The sequence below is a fragment of the Streptomyces sp. NBC_00442 genome (genome assembly GCF_036014195.1).
GTDB lineage: Bacteria > Actinomycetota > Actinomycetes > Streptomycetales > Streptomycetaceae > Streptomyces.
In genome coordinates this window covers 5,179,604-5,196,406 of record NZ_CP107918.1, presented here as the reverse complement: position 1 = coordinate 5,196,406, position 16,803 = coordinate 5,179,604, and the positions used below count along the sequence as shown (strand labels likewise).

Below are 16,803 nucleotides of genomic sequence, written 5' to 3'. Positions count from 1 at the left end.
ACAGGAGGGGGCGCCGCGCCGAGTCCGACCGGATCTGTTCATCGGTCGGCAGTGTTCAGCGCGGCTCGCTAAGCAGAAGGCGTACGGCACGCATGGCGTCAGGGTACCGCAGGCCTCGCACGGAGTACCCGTGGGGGGTGTGGGGCGCGGATCCCTGAGGGGTGTCGACAGCGCGTCCACAAGGGGCCGGGGCGAGGTTACTCCGCGTACCCCCCTCTTCTGGGGCAACCGCTCAAACCCCGTACCGGCCGGTATGGGGCGACCTAGCATGCCGCCACGGGACCGCTTTGCCGAACCATTCGGAGTCGCCCCACCATGAAACCTCGCAATCCGCTCACCCCGCACCGTCTTCGTCAGAACCCCGCACGGGGCCGTCCGGCCCGCAAGGGCGGACTCTCGGCGGCCGCCCTCGGCGTCGTCGCCCTGCTCATACCGCCGCTGGCGCTCCTCTCGTCCGACGGCCTGCGGGCCGCTCTGGACTTCACCGCCGGTGTCCTCTCGCTGGTCTCGCTGACCGCCTCCGTAGCCTGGGGCCTGCTCGCCACCGACCGGCTGCTCCTCACCTCGCGTGACCGCCTCATGGCGCAGGCCGTCCACCGCGCCACCGCGATCGCCTCCGTCGGCTTCCTCCTCCTGCACGTCACCGTCAAGGTCGCGCTCGGCCATGTCGGGCTCCTGGGCGCCGTGGTGCCGTTCGGGCTCGGCGTGACCGGAGCGTCGGGCCTGATCGGATTCGGTTCGCTCGCCGCGGTCCTGATGGTCCTCACGGCCGTCACGGGTGCCATGCGCAGCGCCTTCGCCACGCCGAGCCGTATCGCGGGACGCTGGCGTGCGGTCCACATGCTCGCCTATCCCACCTGGTGCTTCGCCCTGCTGCACGGCCTGTTCGCGGGGCGCCCCCCGGCCGCCTGGGTGGTCACGATGTACGGCCTGAGCCTGGCGGGCGTGGCCGGCGCGCTGGCCGTACGCGCGCTGCCCCGACCGGTGAAGCGCCGCATCTCCGCCCGGCTCGCCCCGCTGCGGCAGGGCCAGGACGCCGAACGGGCCGAGCCCGCCACAGGGGACGTCCCCCCGCGGCCCGTCACACCGCCCTCCCATCCCGTCAGGCCGCCCTCTTATGAGGCTGAGCCCGCACCTCCCTTGCGGGCGGCCCGGCCTCCTCACGAAGCCCTCGACGCGACACGGCAGTTCGAGGAGACGTATGCCCTCCACGAGCCCCCGCACGAGGCGCCGCACCGCTACCGCCCCGCCTCCCCGCCGCCCCGCATCGACGCGGGTACGGGCATCTCGGCGGCCTACCGCGCGGTCTCGCTCGCCCCTCCGCCCGTTCCGGCTCCCCCGGCCGCGCCGCCCGCCGCCCGCTGGCCCGCTCCGTCGCCGCGTCCTCCGGAGCCGCTGCCCTCCCCCGCGCCGGCCACGCCCTACCAGTCGCCGGCCGCCGGCGAGCCCTGGCACTCCCCGCCGGGCTCGGTCGCCGGAGAACGCCCGTGACGGAGCCCGCGACAGCAGGAGTACGACCATGAACAGCCCCCTCCCCGATGTTCCCGAGGTTCGCGTCGTGGGCCTGCCCCATCTGACCGCGGGCTTCGATCTCGTCGAGCGCCTGGCGCTGCCGATGCACCTCAAGGTGCACGGTGCGCTGGAGCCGATCAACGGCGAGCGTCTGGCCCAGCTCGCCGACGACGTCGCCCTCAACGGCCGTGGCGGCGCGGGTTTCCCCTTCGGCCGCAAGCTTCGCGCGGTCGCGTCCGCGGCGATCCGGCGCGGGATACGCCCGGTCGTGGTCGTCAACGCGAGCGAGGGCGAGCCCGCCTGCCGCAAGGACACGGTCCTGGTGTGCCGCGCCCCCCATCTCGTCCTGGACGGCGCCCTGCTGGCCGCCGAGGCGCTCGGCGCCCGCACCCTGGTGGTCGCCGTCACGCGCGACTCCACAGAAGCGTCCGTGCGGGCCGCCTTCGAGGAGCGCGGCCTCACCGACAAGCGCAGTTCCCCGCTGCGCGCCCGCGTGGTCCGCACCCCCGAGCGCATGGTGTCCGGCGAGGCGTCCGCGGTGATCCGGGCGGTGGACGGCGGACCCGCCCTGCCGCCGGGCCGGCGCGAGCGGGCCGCCGAGTCGGGTGTCGGGGGCGCGCCGACGCTGCTCTCCAACGCGGAGACGTTCGCGCAGCTCGCGGTGGCCGCCCGGCTCGGCCCGCGCCGCTTCGGCAACACCGGTGACTCCAGTGAGCCCGGCACCGTCCTGCTGACCATCTCCGGCGCGGTCGCCCGCCCCATGGTGGTCGAGGCCCCCACCGGGGTGCCGCTGCGCTACGTCCTGCAATTGGCGGGGGCGCCCTCGCTGCCCCAGGGCGTCCTGACCGGCGGCTATCACGGCAGCTGGCTGAACGCGGTGGCCGCCCATGACGCGGCCCTCTCCCGCGCCTCCTTGTCGGCGCTCGGCGGCGCCCTGGGAGCGGGCGCCATCTTGCCGATCGGAGCGGGAACGTGTGCGCTCGGTGAGGCCTTGAGGGTCGCCAGGTGGCTCGCCGCCGAGACGGCCGGCCAGTGCGGCCCGTGCAGGCTCGGCCTGCCCGCTGCCGCGGCCGGGCTCGCCGACGTCCTGGGAGGTGGCGGACCGGCCGCCCTGGAGGCGCTGCGCGAGGTGACACAGGCGGTAGTGGGCCGCGGCGCCTGCAAGCATCCGGACGGCTCGGCCCGGTTCCTCGCCTCGACGCTGGCGGCGTTCACGGACGATCTCGCGGCCCATGTGCTGGGCGGGGGCTGCGGGCGTCCGACCATGGGCGTACTTCCCCTGCCCGGCCCCGGCCGGCAGGACGAGGGCGTGCCGAGCGGCGAGAAGGTGGTGGTCGACTGGACGCTGTGCGAGGGGCACGGGCTCTGCGCGGACATCGTGCCGGAGCTGATCCGGCTGGGCCCCGACGGCTATCCCCTGGTCCCGGACGCCGCCGTACCGACCCATCTGCGGGGACGCGCACAGCGGGCCGTGCGCCGTTGCCCCGCGCTCGCGCTACGGATCGAGCGGGCCCCGGCCGCACTCCCCCAGGTCAGCCGCAAAGCCCTCGGCAGCGGCCGGAGTTGACCGCTTTCGATGATTGCTTCTGATCATTGTTGCTGATCGTCACGGGCCCCGAACGGGAGCATTCACCCCTTCGGGGCCTGTGCACGCCATCGGTCGGAGCCGCATACAGCAGCCACGACATACAGCAGGCACGACGACAAGAAGGCGGGCCATCCGATTCGGATGGCCCGCCTTCTTCACTGTGGAGCTAAGGAGAATTGAACTCCTGACCTCCTGCATGCCATGCAGGCGCTCTACCAACTGAGCTATAGCCCCTTGCTTTCGCGCCGCCCGGTTTCCCTCGGCGACATCGAGAACATTACACGGTCACCCCGGTGCTTCACCAAATCGGTTTCCGTTCTGTACGAAGAAGGACGGTAACGTCCACCTTCGTGACCGTGAAGGCGCTCGCGCACACCGCTGCCCGCTCCCCCTCCACCCGCCGCACCCTGCCCCTCGCGGCCGCCGTCTGCCTGCTCTCCTTCGCGGCCTTCTGGGCCGCCCAGCGGGCAGCCGGGGTCTCGATGATCGATCTGATGGTCTACCGGGCCGAGGGCCGGACCGTACGGGCCGGCGCCGACCTGTACGCGATGCGCGCGACCCACGCCCGGCTGCCCACCACCTACCCGCCCTTCGCGGCACTGCTGTTCACCCCGCTCACCCTGCCCGGCGTCACACAACTGCGGGCCCTCGCCACCGTCGTCAACCTGGCGCTGCTGCTCGCCCTCGCCCATCTGTCGCTGCGGCTCGCGGGGTGGCGACGGCCGCCAGGGGCCGCCCTGTGGATCGGCGCGCTCGCCGTGTGGTGCGAGCCGGTGTGGACGACGCTGCGCTACGGCCAGATCAATCTGCTGCTCGCCGTCGCGGTGCTGTGGGACCTCACCCGCAGGGAGGGACACCGCTGGGCGGGCACCGGCATCGGCCTGGCCGCCGCACTGAAGCTCACACCCGCCCTGTTCGCGCTGTTCCTGCTGATCGCGGGCATCGTCCGGGCGAGGAGCGGCGCCGGGAACACGTCCCTGGCCGTGCCCCTGAGGGCCGCTTCGGTGTTCTGCGCCGCCACCGCGGCGGCCGCCGCGGTGTTGCCGTACGACTCGGTGCGCTTCTGGACGTCCATGGTCTTCGAGGCGGGCCGTGTCGGCCATGCCGAGGACACCGCGAACCAGTCGCTGCGCGGGGTGCTGGCCCGCCTGCTGCACACGGGCGACCCGGGGCCGTGGTGGACGGCGGCCGCGGCCGTCACGGCCGCCCTGGGCCTCGCCGTCGCGGTCCGTGCCGAGCTGCGCGGTGAACGCGCCTGGGCCGCGATGTCCTGCGCCGTCACGGGACTGCTCGTGAGCCCCGTCTCCTGGTCGCACCACTGGGTGTGGTGCGTGCCGATGGTGGTCCTGCTCGGCGTCGAGAGGCCCCGCTGGGCGCTGCTCGGTGCCGTCTTCGCCACGTACGCGCTGTGGTGGGTCCCACATGGCACGAGCCGGCCCGAACTCGCCCAGGGCGGCGGCGACATGGCGCTCTCCGCGCTCTATCCGCTGGCCGGGGCGGGCTTCCTCGTACTGGCCGCGCTGAGGCTGTCGCGGGCGGCGGCACCCCGGCCGCGGCGGGCGGTCGCGTTCGGGTTCAGGCCGTGGCGAAGGAGTAGAACCGCTTCAACGTGCAGTGCGCCTCAAGGAGGCGGCCATAGATCGGCTCCCCTTCGAGTTCCCGATACGTCTCGATCGGGTCGCCCTTTATGATCAGCGCCCGCGCGCATTCCTCGCACCAGTACTGGTAGTCGGTGTTGACCGGATCCATGTCCCTGACGATGGGCGTACCGCTGCCGCACCAGTCGCATTTCCGCCTGTGTGCACCCATGTTCAGCTCCAGCTGTGGCCGCAGGCCGTGCACACGTAGGACACTCCGCCGTTGTCGCCGAGCATCTGGGCGACATGGGAGGAGCCGCAGGACGGGCAGTTGAGGCGGGCGCCGGCCACCGGCGCGGTCGGGCCGCCGGGCGGTTGTGGGAATTCTTCGCGACTCGCGGGCATCGCGCACTCCCTCCCGTTCGGTCCGTCGTCCCCCTCCGGCCGTCCCGATTCTGCCATGTCCTCGCAACAGGGTCAGTGCTGTCGGGATACGAGACCGGCCAGGCGACCAGGGTCGGGACAAGCACGGACGGACCGGACGGAACCGGTGTGACCCATTCAATCCGGACGACCCGGGCAACACGTTGAGGGCAACAAGAAGATCCCGCCCCACGAGGGGACGGGATCCGATTGTGGAGCTAAGGAGAATTGAACTCCTGACCTCCTGCATGCCATGCAGGCGCTCTACCAACTGAGCTATAGCCCCGCTGTTCGCCTTGTTTCCGCTTCTTGGGCGGTCCCGCGCTGCGAACAAGAAGAACTCTAGCCTGTGATCTGCCGGAAAGTGAAATCCGGCCCTCACCACCTCTGAGCAGCGGTTAGTCGTCGTCGCCGAGGACCGGCTCGGGGAGTGTGCCGGCGTTGTGCTCCAGCAGGCGCCAGCCGCGCGCGCCCTCGCCGAGAACGGACCAGCAGCAGTTGGTGAGCCCGCCAAGGCCCTCCCAGTGGTGCGCCTCAAGACCGAGCAGACGCCCGATGGTGGTGCGGATGGTGCCGCCGTGGCTGACGACGACGAGGGTGCCGCCGTCGGGCAGCTTGTCGGCATGGCGCAGTACGACCGGGGCGGCCCGGTCGGCGACCTCGGTCTCCAGCTCGCCACCGCCCCGGCGCACCGGCTCGCCGCGCTTCCACGCCGCGTACTGCTCGCCGTACCGGTCGACGATCTCCTCGTGCGTGAGCCCCTGCCAGGCGCCCGCGTACGTTTCCCGCAGGGCCGCGTCGTGGTCGACGGGCAGGCCCGTCACGGCCGCCAGCTCGGCGGCCGTGGCGGCGGCCCGCTGGAGGTCGGAGGCCACGATCGCGTCGGGCTTCAGGGCGGCCAGCAGGCGGGCGGCCCGGTGCGCCTGACCGACGCCCGTCTCCGTCAGCTCGATGTCCGTGGAGCCCTGGAAGCGGCGCTCCAGGTTCCAGGCCGTCTGGCCGTGCCGCCACAGGACTATCCGGCGGCCCCGGCCGCTCGTGGTGGTGCCGTTCAGCTCAGCTCACCGTCCGTTTCGTCGGCGCCGGTCAGCGTGGCGTGCTCGGCGGCCTTGCCCCGGGTCTTCATGGCGTCGTCGGGAAGGGGCAGCTCGGGGCAGTCCTTCCACAGGCGCTCGAGGGCGTAGAAGACGCGCTCCTCGCTGTGCTGGACGTGCACGACGATGTCGACGTAGTCGAGCAGGATCCAGCGGGCGTCGCGGTCGCCCTCGCGGCGCACCGGCTTGGCGCCGAGCTCCTTGTTGAGCCGCTCCTCGATCTCGTCGACGATCGACTTGACCTGGCGGTCGTTGGGCGCGGAGGCGAGCAGGAAGGCGTCGGTGATCGACAGCACATCACTGACGTCGTACGCGATGATGTCGTGCGCGAGCCGGTCGGCAGCCGCCTGGGCGGCGGCGGTGATGAGCTCGATGGAACGGTCCGTGGCGGTCACAAGCAGGCTTTCGTCGGCGGTCAGATCGGATCAGATCGAATTCCAGGATCTCACGGACCGCCGACAGCCCCGAAAGGATTGCCTCCGAGCCGTCGCTCCAGTGCCTTCCCACCCCTCACCCGAGGGCCTTCCGGTCCCTCATCCGGGGCCCTGCAGGCCGTCCGCCCGGAGGCCCTGCTGCCCGCCGCTTCGGCGTCCCGCGGCCGCTCACTTCGGTGCCTTGTAGTCCTTGCCGATCACGACCGACACATCGGCGTTGGCGGCCGCGTCGCCCTGCTTGACCGCGCCGTCCGGCAGGCCGAGCGTCTTGGCGACCTCGACGGCGCTCCCCCTCTTCGCCGCGTCGCCGTACAGGACCTGCGAGGTGGCCTGTGTTCCGGCGTTTCCGGCGTCGACGAACGCATAGCCGCCGTTGACCAGGGTGATCCGGGCGGACTGGGCCGCCTTGGTGTTGCCGCTGGCGTTCTTGACGCCGACCCGCACGGCGGAGCCCTGATCGGATCCGCCGCCGAGCCGGCCACCGAGGATGTCCTTCACCACGCTGTCACTGGTCTGCTGGCTCAGCGTGCCGTCGGCCTGCACCGGAAGCACCGCCGTCTTGTACGCCCCGACCTTGGCGTGCTCGGCGAGCTTGGCCAGGGAGGCGCCGAGGTCGCTCTCGGGCAGCGAGGGGTCCAGGATCTGCGCGAGGGTCTGGACGGTGACGGTGGCCGCCTTCGGATCGTCGGAGATCTTGCGGAGCACCCCGTACATCACCGCGCCGAACCGCTGGAGCTGTTTCGTCTCGGCCTCGCCGGGGCCGCGGTAGGTGGCGTAGGCGACGGCCATCGGGCCGGAGAGCGTCTGGTCGTCGCCCTTCTTCACCACGGGATCGGCGCCCTGTTTGGCGGCGGGAACGTCCACATCCGTACTGATGTCGATGTTCCCCACGAGATCGACGAGGTTTTCCAGGTACGGGGTGTCCAGACGCCAGGTACCCGTGATCTTGGCGCCCAGGAGGTTGGAGAGCGCCTCACGGGTTCCCTGCGAGCCGTCCGCGTCCACCGACTTGCCCAGGGTCGTGCGGTTGCCGTCGTCGTCGGTCACGGCCAGCGAGTTGGGCAGCAGCACTGTGGTGCCCTGCTTCGTGGTCGCGTTGTTGACGAGAAGCACCGTCGAGGTGCCGCCCGCCTTGGTGTTGTGGAGGTGGACCACGATCACGTCGCGCTTCTGCGGGCCGGCCGTGGTGGCGCCCTCCTTGGAGTCCGACGATGACGACAGGCCCGGCAGCTTGCCCGCGAACCAGAGGTAGCCGACGCCGCCCACCATCACGAGGGCGAGCGCCACGACGAGCGCGACGACGCGGTTGCGGCCCCGGCGCTTGGCCTCTTCGCGGCGCTCACTGCGGCTCTCGGTGAACTTCAGCCAGTCGATGACGTCTTCGGAGTCCTCGTCGGGCTCCTCGATGAAGGAGAACTGCTCCGTGCGGTAGTCGCGTTCGCCCTTCTCGTCGCCCTCGTCCCGACGCTGCTGGGGCACGACGGGTGCGGACCGCGGCTCGGGAGCCGGCTCGGACGCCGTCGGCTCCTGGGCGACGGCAGGCTGTTGAGCGGTGCCGTAGTCCTGCCCGTGGTCGTTACCGCGTCCGTAGTCGCTGCCGTGCCCGTAGCCGTCGCCGGTTCCGTAGCCGTCGCCGGTTCCGTAGCCCTGCTGGGGGAACTCCTGGGTACCCGGGAACTCGTGTGGCTGCTGCGGCTGTTGCTGCGCGTAGGGGTCGTACGTCGACTGCTGCGGGACGTACGCCTGGTCGTAGCCGTACCCCGGTTGCCGCTGAGGGTCCTGGGGCTGCGCGTAGGGGTCGTACGCCTGCTGCTGCGGCTGGACCTGCTGGTACACCGGCCGGCCGTACTCGTCGTACCCGACCAGCTGCACCTGGGGCGCGTGCGGGTCGTACTGGCGGTCGTTCACCGGTGGCCTTCTCTCACTCGCCGACGTACTGGCGCTACAGCTGGTCTCACTCGCCGCGGTACAGCTGCCGTTTGTCGATGTAGCGGACCACACCGTCGGGGACCAGATACCAGACGGGTTCGCCCTGCGCGACCCTCGCCCGGCACCCCGTGGAGGAAATCGCCAGCGCCGGAACCTCCACCAGCGAGACCCCGCCCTCGGGGAGCCCGTCGTCCGTCAGCACATGGCCGGGGCGGGTCACTCCGATGAAGTGGGCGAGCGAGAACAGCTCCTCGGCGTCGCGCCACGTGAGGATCTGGGCCAGCGCGTCGGCGCCGGTGATGAAGAACAGGTCCGCGTCGCTGTTGCGTTCGCGCAGGTCCCGCAGGGTGTCGATGGTGTACGTCGCCCCGCCGCGGTCGATGTCGATACGGCTGACCGAGAACTGCGGGTTGGAGGCGGTGGCGATGACCGTCATCAGATAGCGGTCCTCGGCCGGGGACACCAGCTTGTGGCTCTTCTGCCACGGCTGCCCCGTCGGGACGAAGACGACCTCGTCCAGATGGAACTGCGAGGCCACCTCGCTGGCGGCCACGAGGTGTCCGTGATGGATCGGATCGAACGTTCCGCCCATCACACCGATGCGTCGCTTCACCGGACCGGTAGGCACTTCCTGCTCTCCCATGCGTGCAGAGCCTACTGGCCCGGCTTACGGCCCCGGATCAGCGGTCGCGGTTGAAGCGGGTGGTGATCCAGAGCAGCAGGAGCAGGGCGAACAGCGCGCCGCCGCCCGTCAACCAGGGCTGCAGGCTGTTGTGGTTGCCACCGTGCTCGGCGCCTTCGGCGAGCGAGACCAGGTTGGCGGCGGTGCTGTGGAGGCTCATCTTCGGCAGGACCTATCCGGGAGTCGGGGCGGAGACTTCGCCCACATCGTATGCGGGCGGTCCGGGCACGCTCACGCCGACTCAGTCGTTGTTGTCGTTGTTGTCGTCGGCGTCGCCGTCCGACCGGTATCCGCGCAGCAGGAACCAGGCCAGCAGGGCCGCTCCGACCATGGAGGCAAGGAGCAGGATCCGCAGCAGGGCACCCGGGCCGTGGCCGGAGGCGGCGGCGAGAGCGGTGACGACGTCCGGCATGGCGTCGGGCATGACAGGTCTCCTCGAAGTTATCCACAGGCCCCCGGGCCACGGTATCGCCACCGCCTAATGTGGATGTCGTCAGGGGGACGAGCCAACACTCGAATGACACATGACAGGGGGCACCCATGACCGAGGACATCAACGACAACGTGCCGAGCAGGCAGCGGCGCAGGTTTCCCGGGATCTCCTCCCGGGCCTACGAACACCCCGCGGACCGCTCGGCGCTGGTCGCGCTGCGCAAGCTGACCGGCTTCGACACCGTCTTCAAGGCGCTGAGCGGGCTGCTGCCCGAGCGAAGCCTGAGACTTCTGTTCCTCTCGGACTCGGTGCGGGTGAGCGACGCCCAGTTTTCCCACCTCAACTCCATGCTGCGGGACGCCTGTTACATCCTGGACCTGGAGAAGGTCCCTCCGATGTACGTCACGCAGAACCCGCAACCCAACGCGATGTGCATCGGTCTCGACGAGCCGATCATCGTGGTGACGACTGGCCTGGTCGAACTGCTCGACGAGGAGGAGATGCGCGCGGTCGTCGGTCACGAGGTGGGCCACGCCCTCTCCGGCCACTCCGTTTACCGCACGATCCTGCTCTTCCTCACCAGTCTCGCCCTGAAGGTCGCCTGGATCCCGCTGGGCAACGTCGCGATCATGGCGATCGTGACGGCGCTGCGCGAATGGTTCCGCAAGTCGGAGCTGTCGGCGGACCGGGCCGGCCTGCTGGTGGGCCAGGATTTGAAGGCCTCGATGCGGGGGCTGATGAAGATAGCGGGCGGCAACCACCTGCACGAGATGAACGTGGACGCGTTCTTGGAGCAGGCCGAGGAGTACGAGTCGGGGGGCGATCTGCGCGACTCCGTCCTCAAGATCCTCAACGTGCTGCCCCGCACCCACCCCTTCACCACGGTGCGCGCCGCCGAACTGAAGAAGTGGGCGGAGAGCCGCGACTACCAGCGGATCATGGACGGCCACTATCCGCGCCGCGACGAGGACAAGGACACCTCGGTGACCGACTCCTTCCGGGAGTCCGCGGCCTCCTACGCGGACGCGGTCAAGAGCAGCAAGGACCCGCTCATGAAGCTGGTCGGAGACATCGCGGGCGGCACGGCCGACCTGGGCGTCAAGCTGCGGGACAGGTTCACGGGCGCGGGCGGCACGCGCCCCACGGACAAGGCGTCCGGCCCGGATTCCGCGGCGCCGAACGACAAGCCGGGGCACAACGGTGACGGGGAGGACCGAGGAGGCAGGGAAGGCTGAGCAGACGGGGAGGGCTGAGGAGCAGACGGGGAAGCCGAGGAGCAGACGGGGAAGCCGGGGAGCGGACGGGGAGGGCTGAGGAGGGGCGGCCGCGGGTCAGCCCGCGGGGGTCGAGGGCTGGGCCCCGGTGGCCAGGGTGGCGCAGAAGCCCTCGGGGGCGGGACCGGTCGCGTACGGATCGGTAGCCACCGGGCCCTGTGCGCTCGCCCGCTGCCCCGCCAGGAGCGGGACCAGCCGTCCGGCCAGATCGGCCGAGCATGCCTGCGGCCCGGCCTCCACGACGCTGGCCTGCACCTCGGTGCGGTCCAGGCGCAGATCCTCGCTGTCCAGCCGGAAGTGGACCTCGCGGCGGACCATGAACAGCGAGGCGTCGCCCGCGTGCGGCCCGTCGCCGGCCGGGCGCAGGGCGTACACGAAGACGTAGTCGGTGCTGACGTCGAGCGCGTCCGAGCCGACCTCCGAGTACGTCATCGCGCCCTGGACGCGGATGTGGGGGTCGGCCAAGGCCACCTTGGCCGGGTCGAAGCGCACCAGCCAGCCGGTGGCGGCGTGTCTGCCGTCGTCGGCCGGGGCGGCCAGGCTCTGGTCGAACTGGCCCATCAGGTCCGGGTCGAGCAGCACCCGGATCTGCCGGGCCGGGCCCCCGGCCAGGACGGCGGGGTCGAGGGACGACTTGATCAGATAGTCCCTGGCGATGGAGAGGGCGTCCATGACCTGGGCCTCGGAGAAGTGCGCGGTCTTGGTGGCCGGGGGCAGGGTGATCCCGGCGTCACCGGTGCGGTAGGCGGCGGCCGGGCTGTGGGCGAAGAGCTGCTCGGCGTCGCCCCCGGGCACCGGGCCCTGTGGGGCCAGCGGCACCACGGTCATGCGCATCGTGTCGGGATGGCTCGTGGCCGGGGGCACGTAGGGGTGGCGTACGCCCATGTAGATGGCGGTGCTGAAGGCGATCAGGAGCAGCAGCACCAAGGCGATGGCGGGTTTGGAGGAAGCTCTGAGAGACCAGCTCGGCCGGGAGCGTACGGCCTGTGCGTGTTCGCGCATGCGCTCCTGGGCGGAGAGCTCCTGAAGGCGGGCAGCACGGACGAACGATTCGTCGAAGACGACGGACCGATACTCGTCGTCACCTCCGCCGGGGAGGCCCTCAGGTGTCCCCTCGGGTGGCACTCCACGCCCTGCCATACCTTCAGGGTAGGTCTGCCGGGGGGAAGGTAAACGCGCTGGTGCGCGACAAGTTCCGACGAGTTCCCGCGCGATGGTTCCGGTGCTGCTCAGGAGGCGTGAGGGAAGGGCCGGGCCCGGCCTGCGCCACGGGGCCGGGGAGGGCCGGGGAGCCTTAGGGAACCCGGGGCGCGGCCGGCACGGGCGAGGCGTCGAAGCCGAGCGAGGAGGCGGGTGCGGAGGCGGGTACGGAGGAGCGCGGGGCGGCGGCCGGGGGCGGCAGAGGGAGGCCGCCGGGGGCGGGGGCGGCGCCGGGGCGCGGGGTCGCTACGGTGCCCGGAGCCACCGCGGCGCCGGGCCCCGCGGCGTTGGTCGGGTTGTCCACGTTGCTGGTGGCCGGGGGCGGGGCCTTGTCCTCGTGGTCGGAGGAGGCGCCCCGGTAGACGGCCGAGAAGGCGAGCGCGACCATGCCGATGCCCATGATCACGGCCATCAGCCAGGCGATGGGCCGGTGCCAGCGGGCGCTGCCGCGATACGGGCGCAGGACACCGCCGAAACGGCCGTAGGGGCCGGCCTCGGCGCCGCCGGACAGGCCGGGGCCGCCGAGGTCGTCCGGATCTCGGCCGGGGCGGTAGGGGTCGTGGCCGTCGTCGTAGGGATCGTCGTCGGGGGCACCGGCACCGGCACGGGCGCGGGCAGCCTCGGCGTCGGCGCGGGCCTGTGCGGCGGCGAGCAGACGCTCGACGGCCGTGGGTTCGTGGATGGCGGCGGCGCGCACGAAGTCCTCGTCGAACACCACGGAGGCGAAGTCATCGTCCGCGCCCCCGCGGTCGTCGTCGGGCTCCCAGCCGTCCGGGAACGGCCCGCCCCCTGCGTCGTCCGGCACCCGTTCAGCGTAGACCCGAGCGGTCGATTTGGGCAGTCGGTGGCCGAACTCGGCCGTACCGGAGGCGAGTTGTCGTCACCCGGCGGCCGGCCGGCAGCCGACAGGAGGCCCGCCAGTGGTCGGCCGGTGGTCGTCCCGTGGTCGTCCAGTGAGCGGGCACGAGTCAGCCAGTGGTCGGCCACGAGTCCGCCCGTGCTCGGCTATCGGATGTGGCCGTCGCCGGTCACGATGTACTTCGTGGAGGTCAGTTCGGGCAGGCCCATGGGGCCGCGGGCGTGCAGCTTCTGGGTGGAGATGCCGATCTCGGCGCCGAATCCGAACTGGCCGCCGTCGGTGAACCGGGTGGAGGCGTTGACGGCGACGGTCGTGGAGTCCACGAGCTGGGTGAAGCGCCGGGCCGCGGCCTGTGACGTGGTGACGATGGCCTCGGTGTGCCCCGACGTCCACTGCCGGATGTGGGCGACGGCCGCGTCGAGGGAGTCGACGACGGCGGCGGCGATGTCGTACGAGAGGTACTCGGCCTCCCAGTCCTCGACCGTGGCCGCGACGACGGTGGCCTTGGAGGCGTCGGCGAAGGCCCGCACCCGTTCGTCGGCGTGGACGGTGACCCCGGCGTCGGCGAGGGCGTCCAGAGCGCGCGGCAGGAAGGCGTCGGCGATGTCCTGGTGGACGAGGAGGGTCTCGGCGGAGTTGCAGACCGAGGGGCGCTGCGCCTTGGAGTTGATCAGGATGTCGACGGCCATGTCGAGATCGGCCTGGGCGTCGACGTACACGTGGCAGTTGCCGGTGCCGGTCTCGATGACGGGGACGGTGGACTGCTCGACGACGGTGCGGATCAGGGAGGCGCCGCCGCGCGGGATGAGGACGTCGACCAGGCCGCGGGCGCGCATCAACTCCCGTACGGAATCACGGGATTCGCCGGGCACGAGCTGGACGGCGTCGGCGGGCAGGCTCGCGCTCGCGACGGCATCACGCACGACGCCCACCAGGGCGGTGTTGGAGGCGTAGGCGGAGGACGAGCCGCGCAGCAGGACCGCGTTGCCGGACTTGAGGCAGAGGGCGGCGGCGTCCACGGTCACATTGGGCCGGGCCTCGTAGATGATGCCGACGACGCCGAGCGGGACGCGGACCTGGCGCAGGTCGATGCCGTTGGGCAGGGTGGAGCCGCGGACGACCTCGCCGACGGGGTCGGGCAGGGCCGCCACGTCGCGTACGTCGGCGGCGATGGCGGCGACCCGCTCGGGCGTCAGGGTGAGCCGGTCGATGACGGTCTCGCTGGTGCCGGCCTCGCGGGCCTTGGCCACGTCGGCCGCGTTGGCCTCGACGATCTCGGCGGTCCGCGCTTCGAGGGCGTCCGCGATCGCGAGCAGCGCCTCGTCCTTGACCGCGCGCGGAAGTGGCGCGATCTCGGCGGCCGCGGCGCGGGCCCGGTGGGCGGTCCGGGTGACCGGGGACGTGTCGTCGGGCGAGGAGGCCGGGGAGGGCGAGGAGTGCGAAGCCATGTCCGCAGACTAATGGGCGGCCCCCGGGCGTTTCGCCCCGGTTCCACTCCCCGAGACGGGAGCGGGGGCCGGGCCGGACGCCGGCGCCGGGCCGGGCCGCGGGATCCGGTTCCGGCCGGCGGACGCCACGCCCGCAGGGCGGAACCGGGCCGCCAGGCCTAAGCCGCACCCGCACCGGCACCGGCACCGGCACCGGCACCGGGAAACCACACCGGCCGGCGGCAACCGCGTCGGCCCGCGGAAGCCCACGCAGGCCGGCGGAAACCGCATCCGCCCGCGGAAGCCCCGCAGGCCGACGGCAACCACGTCCACCCGCCGAAGCCCCGCAGGCCGACGGCAACCACGTCCACCCGCCGAAGCCCCGCAGGCCGACGGCAACCACGTCCACCCGCCGAAGCCCCGCAGGCCGACGGCAACCACGTCCACCCGCCGAAGCCCCGCAGGCCGGCGGAAACCGGGTCAGAACGGGTGGACGCCGATGGGGGCGGCCGGGGGTGGGCCGTATCCCTCCGCCAGCCGCTGGTGGTAGGTACCGCGGTCGATGACCTCCAGGCCGACGATCTCCCACGGCGGGAGCTTGGCCGTGGAGCGGTGCTCGCCCCACAGGCGCAGCGCGACGGCCGCCGCGTCGTGCAGGTCGCGGGCCTCTTCCCAGTAGCGGATCTCGGCGTGGTCGTTGGCATACCGGCTGGTCAGCAGGAACGGGTGGTCGTGGGCGAGCTGTTCGAGGCCTCGGCGGACCTCGGTCAGCTGCGCCTCGGCTCCCGAGACGCTGAGCGTGATGTGCCACAGCCTGGGGGTGTCCCCCGGCTCGTCGGGTGCTTCTCCGCGTTCGGCGTCGGCCCCCGTACCCACGCTGGTCAGGGTCCGCTCAGCCGTCGTCCCTCGGGGCGCCGCCCCCGGGCGCGCTCGTCTCACCGGCGGCCTCCTGCGCTGCTGTGTGCGATGCGGTGCGGTACTGCGCGGATTGCCGTTCCGTGCGTACCACCGCTTCAAAGTTGACCAGCCCGAGGCCGGGCGCGGGGCGGTTTTCCTGAAGGTGTCTGCCCTGAGGCTGGACTTTCAGCCGTTTCAGGGGTGCAGGACGACCAGATCGTCCCTGTGTACGACTTCGCGCTCGTAGCCGGGGCCGAGTTCGCGAGCGAGGTCGTGGGTGGAGCGGCCGAGCAGCTGGGGGATCTCCTTCGCGTCGAAGGTGACGAGGCCGCGGGCCACGGCACGGCCCTGGAGATCGCGCAGTTCGACGGGGTCACCGGCCGCGAACTCGCCCTCGACGGCGGCGATTCCGGCCGGGAGCAGGGACTTGTGGCCTTCGACGACGGCGCGTACGGCTCCGTCGTCGAGGATGAGGGCGCCCTGCGGGGTGGAGGCGTGGGCCAGCCACAGGAGCCGGTCGGCCGAGCGGCGTCCGGTGCGGTGGAAGTGGGTGCCGGTGGCGCGCCCGGCGAGCGCGTCGGCGGCCTGGCTCGCGGAGGTGAGGACGACGGGGATGCCCGCGGCGGCGGCGATACGGGCGGCCTCGACCTTGGTGACCATGCCGCCGGTGCCGACTCCGGCCTTGCCCGCGCTGCCGATCCGGACGTGGGCGATGTCCTCAGGTCCGTGCACTTCGTCCATGCGCGAGGTCCCGGGCTTCGACGGGTCGCCGTCGTAGAGGCCGTCGACGTCGGAGAGCAGGACGAGGAGGTCGGCCCGGACCAGATGGGCGACGAGGGCGGCGAGGCGGTCGTTGTCGCCGAAGCGGATCTCGTCGGTGGCGACCGTGTCGTTCTCGTTGACGACGGGGAGCGCGCCCATGGCCAGGAGCTGGTCCAGGGTGCGGTAGGCGTTGCGGTAGTGGGCGCGGCGGCTGGTGTCGTCGGTGGTGAGCAGGACCTGTCCGACGCGTACGCCATAACGGGCGAAGGAGGCGGTGTAGCGGGCGACGAGGAGGCCCTGGCCCACGCTGGCGGCCGCTTGCTGGCGGGCGAGGTCCTTGGGGCGGCGGCGCAGGCCGAGGGGGGCGAGGCCGGCGGCGATGGCGCCGGAGGAGACGAGGACGATGTCCTTCTCGCCGCCGCCGCGCGCCTTGGCGAGCACGTCGACGAGGGCATCGACGCGGTCCGCGTCGAGGCCGCCGGACGCGGTGGTGAGTGAGGAGGACCCGATCTTGACTACGATGCGGCGGGCCTGTGCCACCTGCTGCCTTGCCACTGTCACACGGCGAAATCTATGCCAGGACGGCGGGGCGGCGCTTGGAAGTCCCAACCGGCGGACAGCCTCAACGGGACCGGACGGAGACTCATTAAGATCGAAAAAGTATGAAAACCGGGGAAGCCATGGCCCGATGGGGTGTTGAAGCCCACACGGC

General features: G+C 71.9%; 16 protein-coding genes and 2 tRNA genes. 4 read left to right on the top strand and 14 right to left on the bottom strand.

Annotated features, from left to right (window positions below; translation table 11 throughout):
- Window positions 1-315: 315 nt before the first annotated feature.
- Window positions 316-1,491, top strand: a complete 1,176-nt coding sequence (locus tag OG432_RS23155) for a hypothetical protein (RefSeq protein WP_328312864.1) — start codon at window positions 316-318, stop codon at window positions 1,489-1,491.
- Between the two features lie 28 nt (window positions 1,492-1,519).
- Window positions 1,520-3,079, top strand: a complete 1,560-nt coding sequence (locus OG432_RS23150; protein ID WP_328312863.1) for an NADH-ubiquinone oxidoreductase-F iron-sulfur binding region domain-containing protein — start codon at window positions 1,520-1,522, stop codon at window positions 3,077-3,079.
- 182 nt (window positions 3,080-3,261) lie between these two features.
- On the opposite strand, the gene OG432_RS23145 is transcribed toward OG432_RS23150, so the two are convergent.
- Window positions 3,262-3,334 (bottom strand) — tRNA-Ala (locus tag OG432_RS23145).
- A 116-nt stretch (window positions 3,335-3,450) separates the two neighbouring features.
- On the opposite strand from OG432_RS23145, the gene OG432_RS23140 reads away from it, so the two are divergent.
- Window positions 3,451-4,791 (top strand): glycosyltransferase 87 family protein, encoded by a 1,341-nt coding sequence (locus OG432_RS23140; RefSeq protein ID WP_443058437.1) that lies wholly within the window; start codon window positions 3,451-3,453, stop codon window positions 4,789-4,791.
- Between the two features lie 120 nt (window positions 4,792-4,911).
- On the opposite strand, the gene OG432_RS23135 is transcribed toward OG432_RS23140, so the two are convergent.
- The 8 genes from OG432_RS23135 to OG432_RS23100 all read right to left on the bottom strand — a co-directional run bounded on the left by OG432_RS23135 (window position 4,912) and on the right by OG432_RS23100 (window position 9,663).
- Window positions 4,912-5,082 carry a hypothetical protein gene (locus OG432_RS23135; RefSeq protein WP_328312862.1) on the bottom strand — a complete coding sequence of 57 codons (171 nt, stop codon included), beginning with the start codon at window positions 5,080-5,082 and terminating at the stop codon, window positions 4,912-4,914.
- 231 nt (window positions 5,083-5,313) lie between these two features.
- Window positions 5,314-5,386 (bottom strand) — tRNA-Ala (locus tag OG432_RS23130).
- A 112-nt stretch (window positions 5,387-5,498) separates the two neighbouring features.
- On the bottom strand, window positions 5,499-6,155 hold the full coding sequence (locus OG432_RS23125) for a histidine phosphatase family protein (RefSeq protein ID WP_328315208.1): 657 nt from the start codon (window positions 6,153-6,155) through the stop codon (window positions 5,499-5,501).
- Window positions 6,152-6,589 (bottom strand): ribosome silencing factor, encoded by a 438-nt coding sequence (gene rsfS / locus OG432_RS23120; RefSeq protein WP_328312861.1) that lies wholly within the window; start codon window positions 6,587-6,589, stop codon window positions 6,152-6,154. Before rsfS ends, OG432_RS23125 begins: the two co-directional genes overlap by 4 nt.
- Window positions 6,590-6,796: 207 nt before the next feature.
- Window positions 6,797-8,536, bottom strand: coding sequence for an LCP family protein (locus tag OG432_RS23115; protein ID WP_328312860.1), 1,740 nt, complete (start codon window positions 8,534-8,536; stop codon window positions 6,797-6,799).
- Window positions 8,537-8,582: 46 nt separating this feature from the next.
- Window positions 8,583-9,200: a nicotinate-nucleotide adenylyltransferase gene (gene nadD / locus OG432_RS23110; protein ID WP_328312859.1), complete on the bottom strand. Its 618-nt coding sequence runs from the start codon at window positions 9,198-9,200 to the stop codon at window positions 8,583-8,585.
- 37 nt (window positions 9,201-9,237) lie between these two features.
- Window positions 9,238-9,399 carry a hypothetical protein gene (locus OG432_RS23105; RefSeq protein ID WP_328312858.1) on the bottom strand — a complete coding sequence of 54 codons (162 nt, stop codon included), beginning with the start codon at window positions 9,397-9,399 and terminating at the stop codon, window positions 9,238-9,240.
- Window positions 9,400-9,480: 81 nt separating this feature from the next.
- Window positions 9,481-9,663, bottom strand: coding sequence for a hypothetical protein (locus OG432_RS23100; protein ID WP_328315378.1), 183 nt, complete (start codon window positions 9,661-9,663; stop codon window positions 9,481-9,483).
- Between the two features lie 116 nt (window positions 9,664-9,779).
- Here OG432_RS23100 and OG432_RS23095 point away from each other — a divergent pair, with 116 nt between their 5' ends.
- The gene (locus OG432_RS23095) at window positions 9,780-10,907 is read left to right on the top strand and encodes a M48 family metallopeptidase (RefSeq protein ID WP_328312857.1); all 1,128 of its coding nucleotides are present in this window, start codon (window positions 9,780-9,782) and stop codon (window positions 10,905-10,907) included.
- Window positions 10,908-11,003: 96 nt separating this feature from the next.
- On the opposite strand, the gene OG432_RS23090 is transcribed toward OG432_RS23095, so the two are convergent.
- From OG432_RS23090 to proB, 5 genes are all read right to left on the bottom strand, one after another.
- On the bottom strand, window positions 11,004-12,086 hold the full coding sequence (locus OG432_RS23090) for an SCO2583 family membrane protein (protein WP_328312856.1): 1,083 nt from the start codon (window positions 12,084-12,086) through the stop codon (window positions 11,004-11,006).
- A gap of 154 nt (window positions 12,087-12,240) precedes the next feature.
- The gene (locus OG432_RS23085) at window positions 12,241-12,951 is read right to left on the bottom strand and encodes an SCO2584 family spore wall biosynthesis protein (protein ID WP_328312855.1); all 711 of its coding nucleotides are present in this window, start codon (window positions 12,949-12,951) and stop codon (window positions 12,241-12,243) included.
- Window positions 12,952-13,151: 200 nt separating this feature from the next.
- The gene (locus OG432_RS23080; RefSeq protein ID WP_328312854.1) at window positions 13,152-14,453 is read right to left on the bottom strand and encodes a glutamate-5-semialdehyde dehydrogenase; all 1,302 of its coding nucleotides are present in this window, start codon (window positions 14,451-14,453) and stop codon (window positions 13,152-13,154) included.
- A gap of 459 nt (window positions 14,454-14,912) precedes the next feature.
- On the bottom strand, window positions 14,913-15,371 hold the full coding sequence (locus tag OG432_RS23075) for a hypothetical protein (protein WP_328312853.1): 459 nt from the start codon (window positions 15,369-15,371) through the stop codon (window positions 14,913-14,915).
- 153 nt (window positions 15,372-15,524) lie between these two features.
- Window positions 15,525-16,652, bottom strand: coding sequence for a glutamate 5-kinase (gene proB, locus OG432_RS23070; RefSeq protein WP_328312852.1), 1,128 nt, complete (start codon window positions 16,650-16,652; stop codon window positions 15,525-15,527).
- Window positions 16,653-16,803 lie beyond the last annotated feature (151 nt).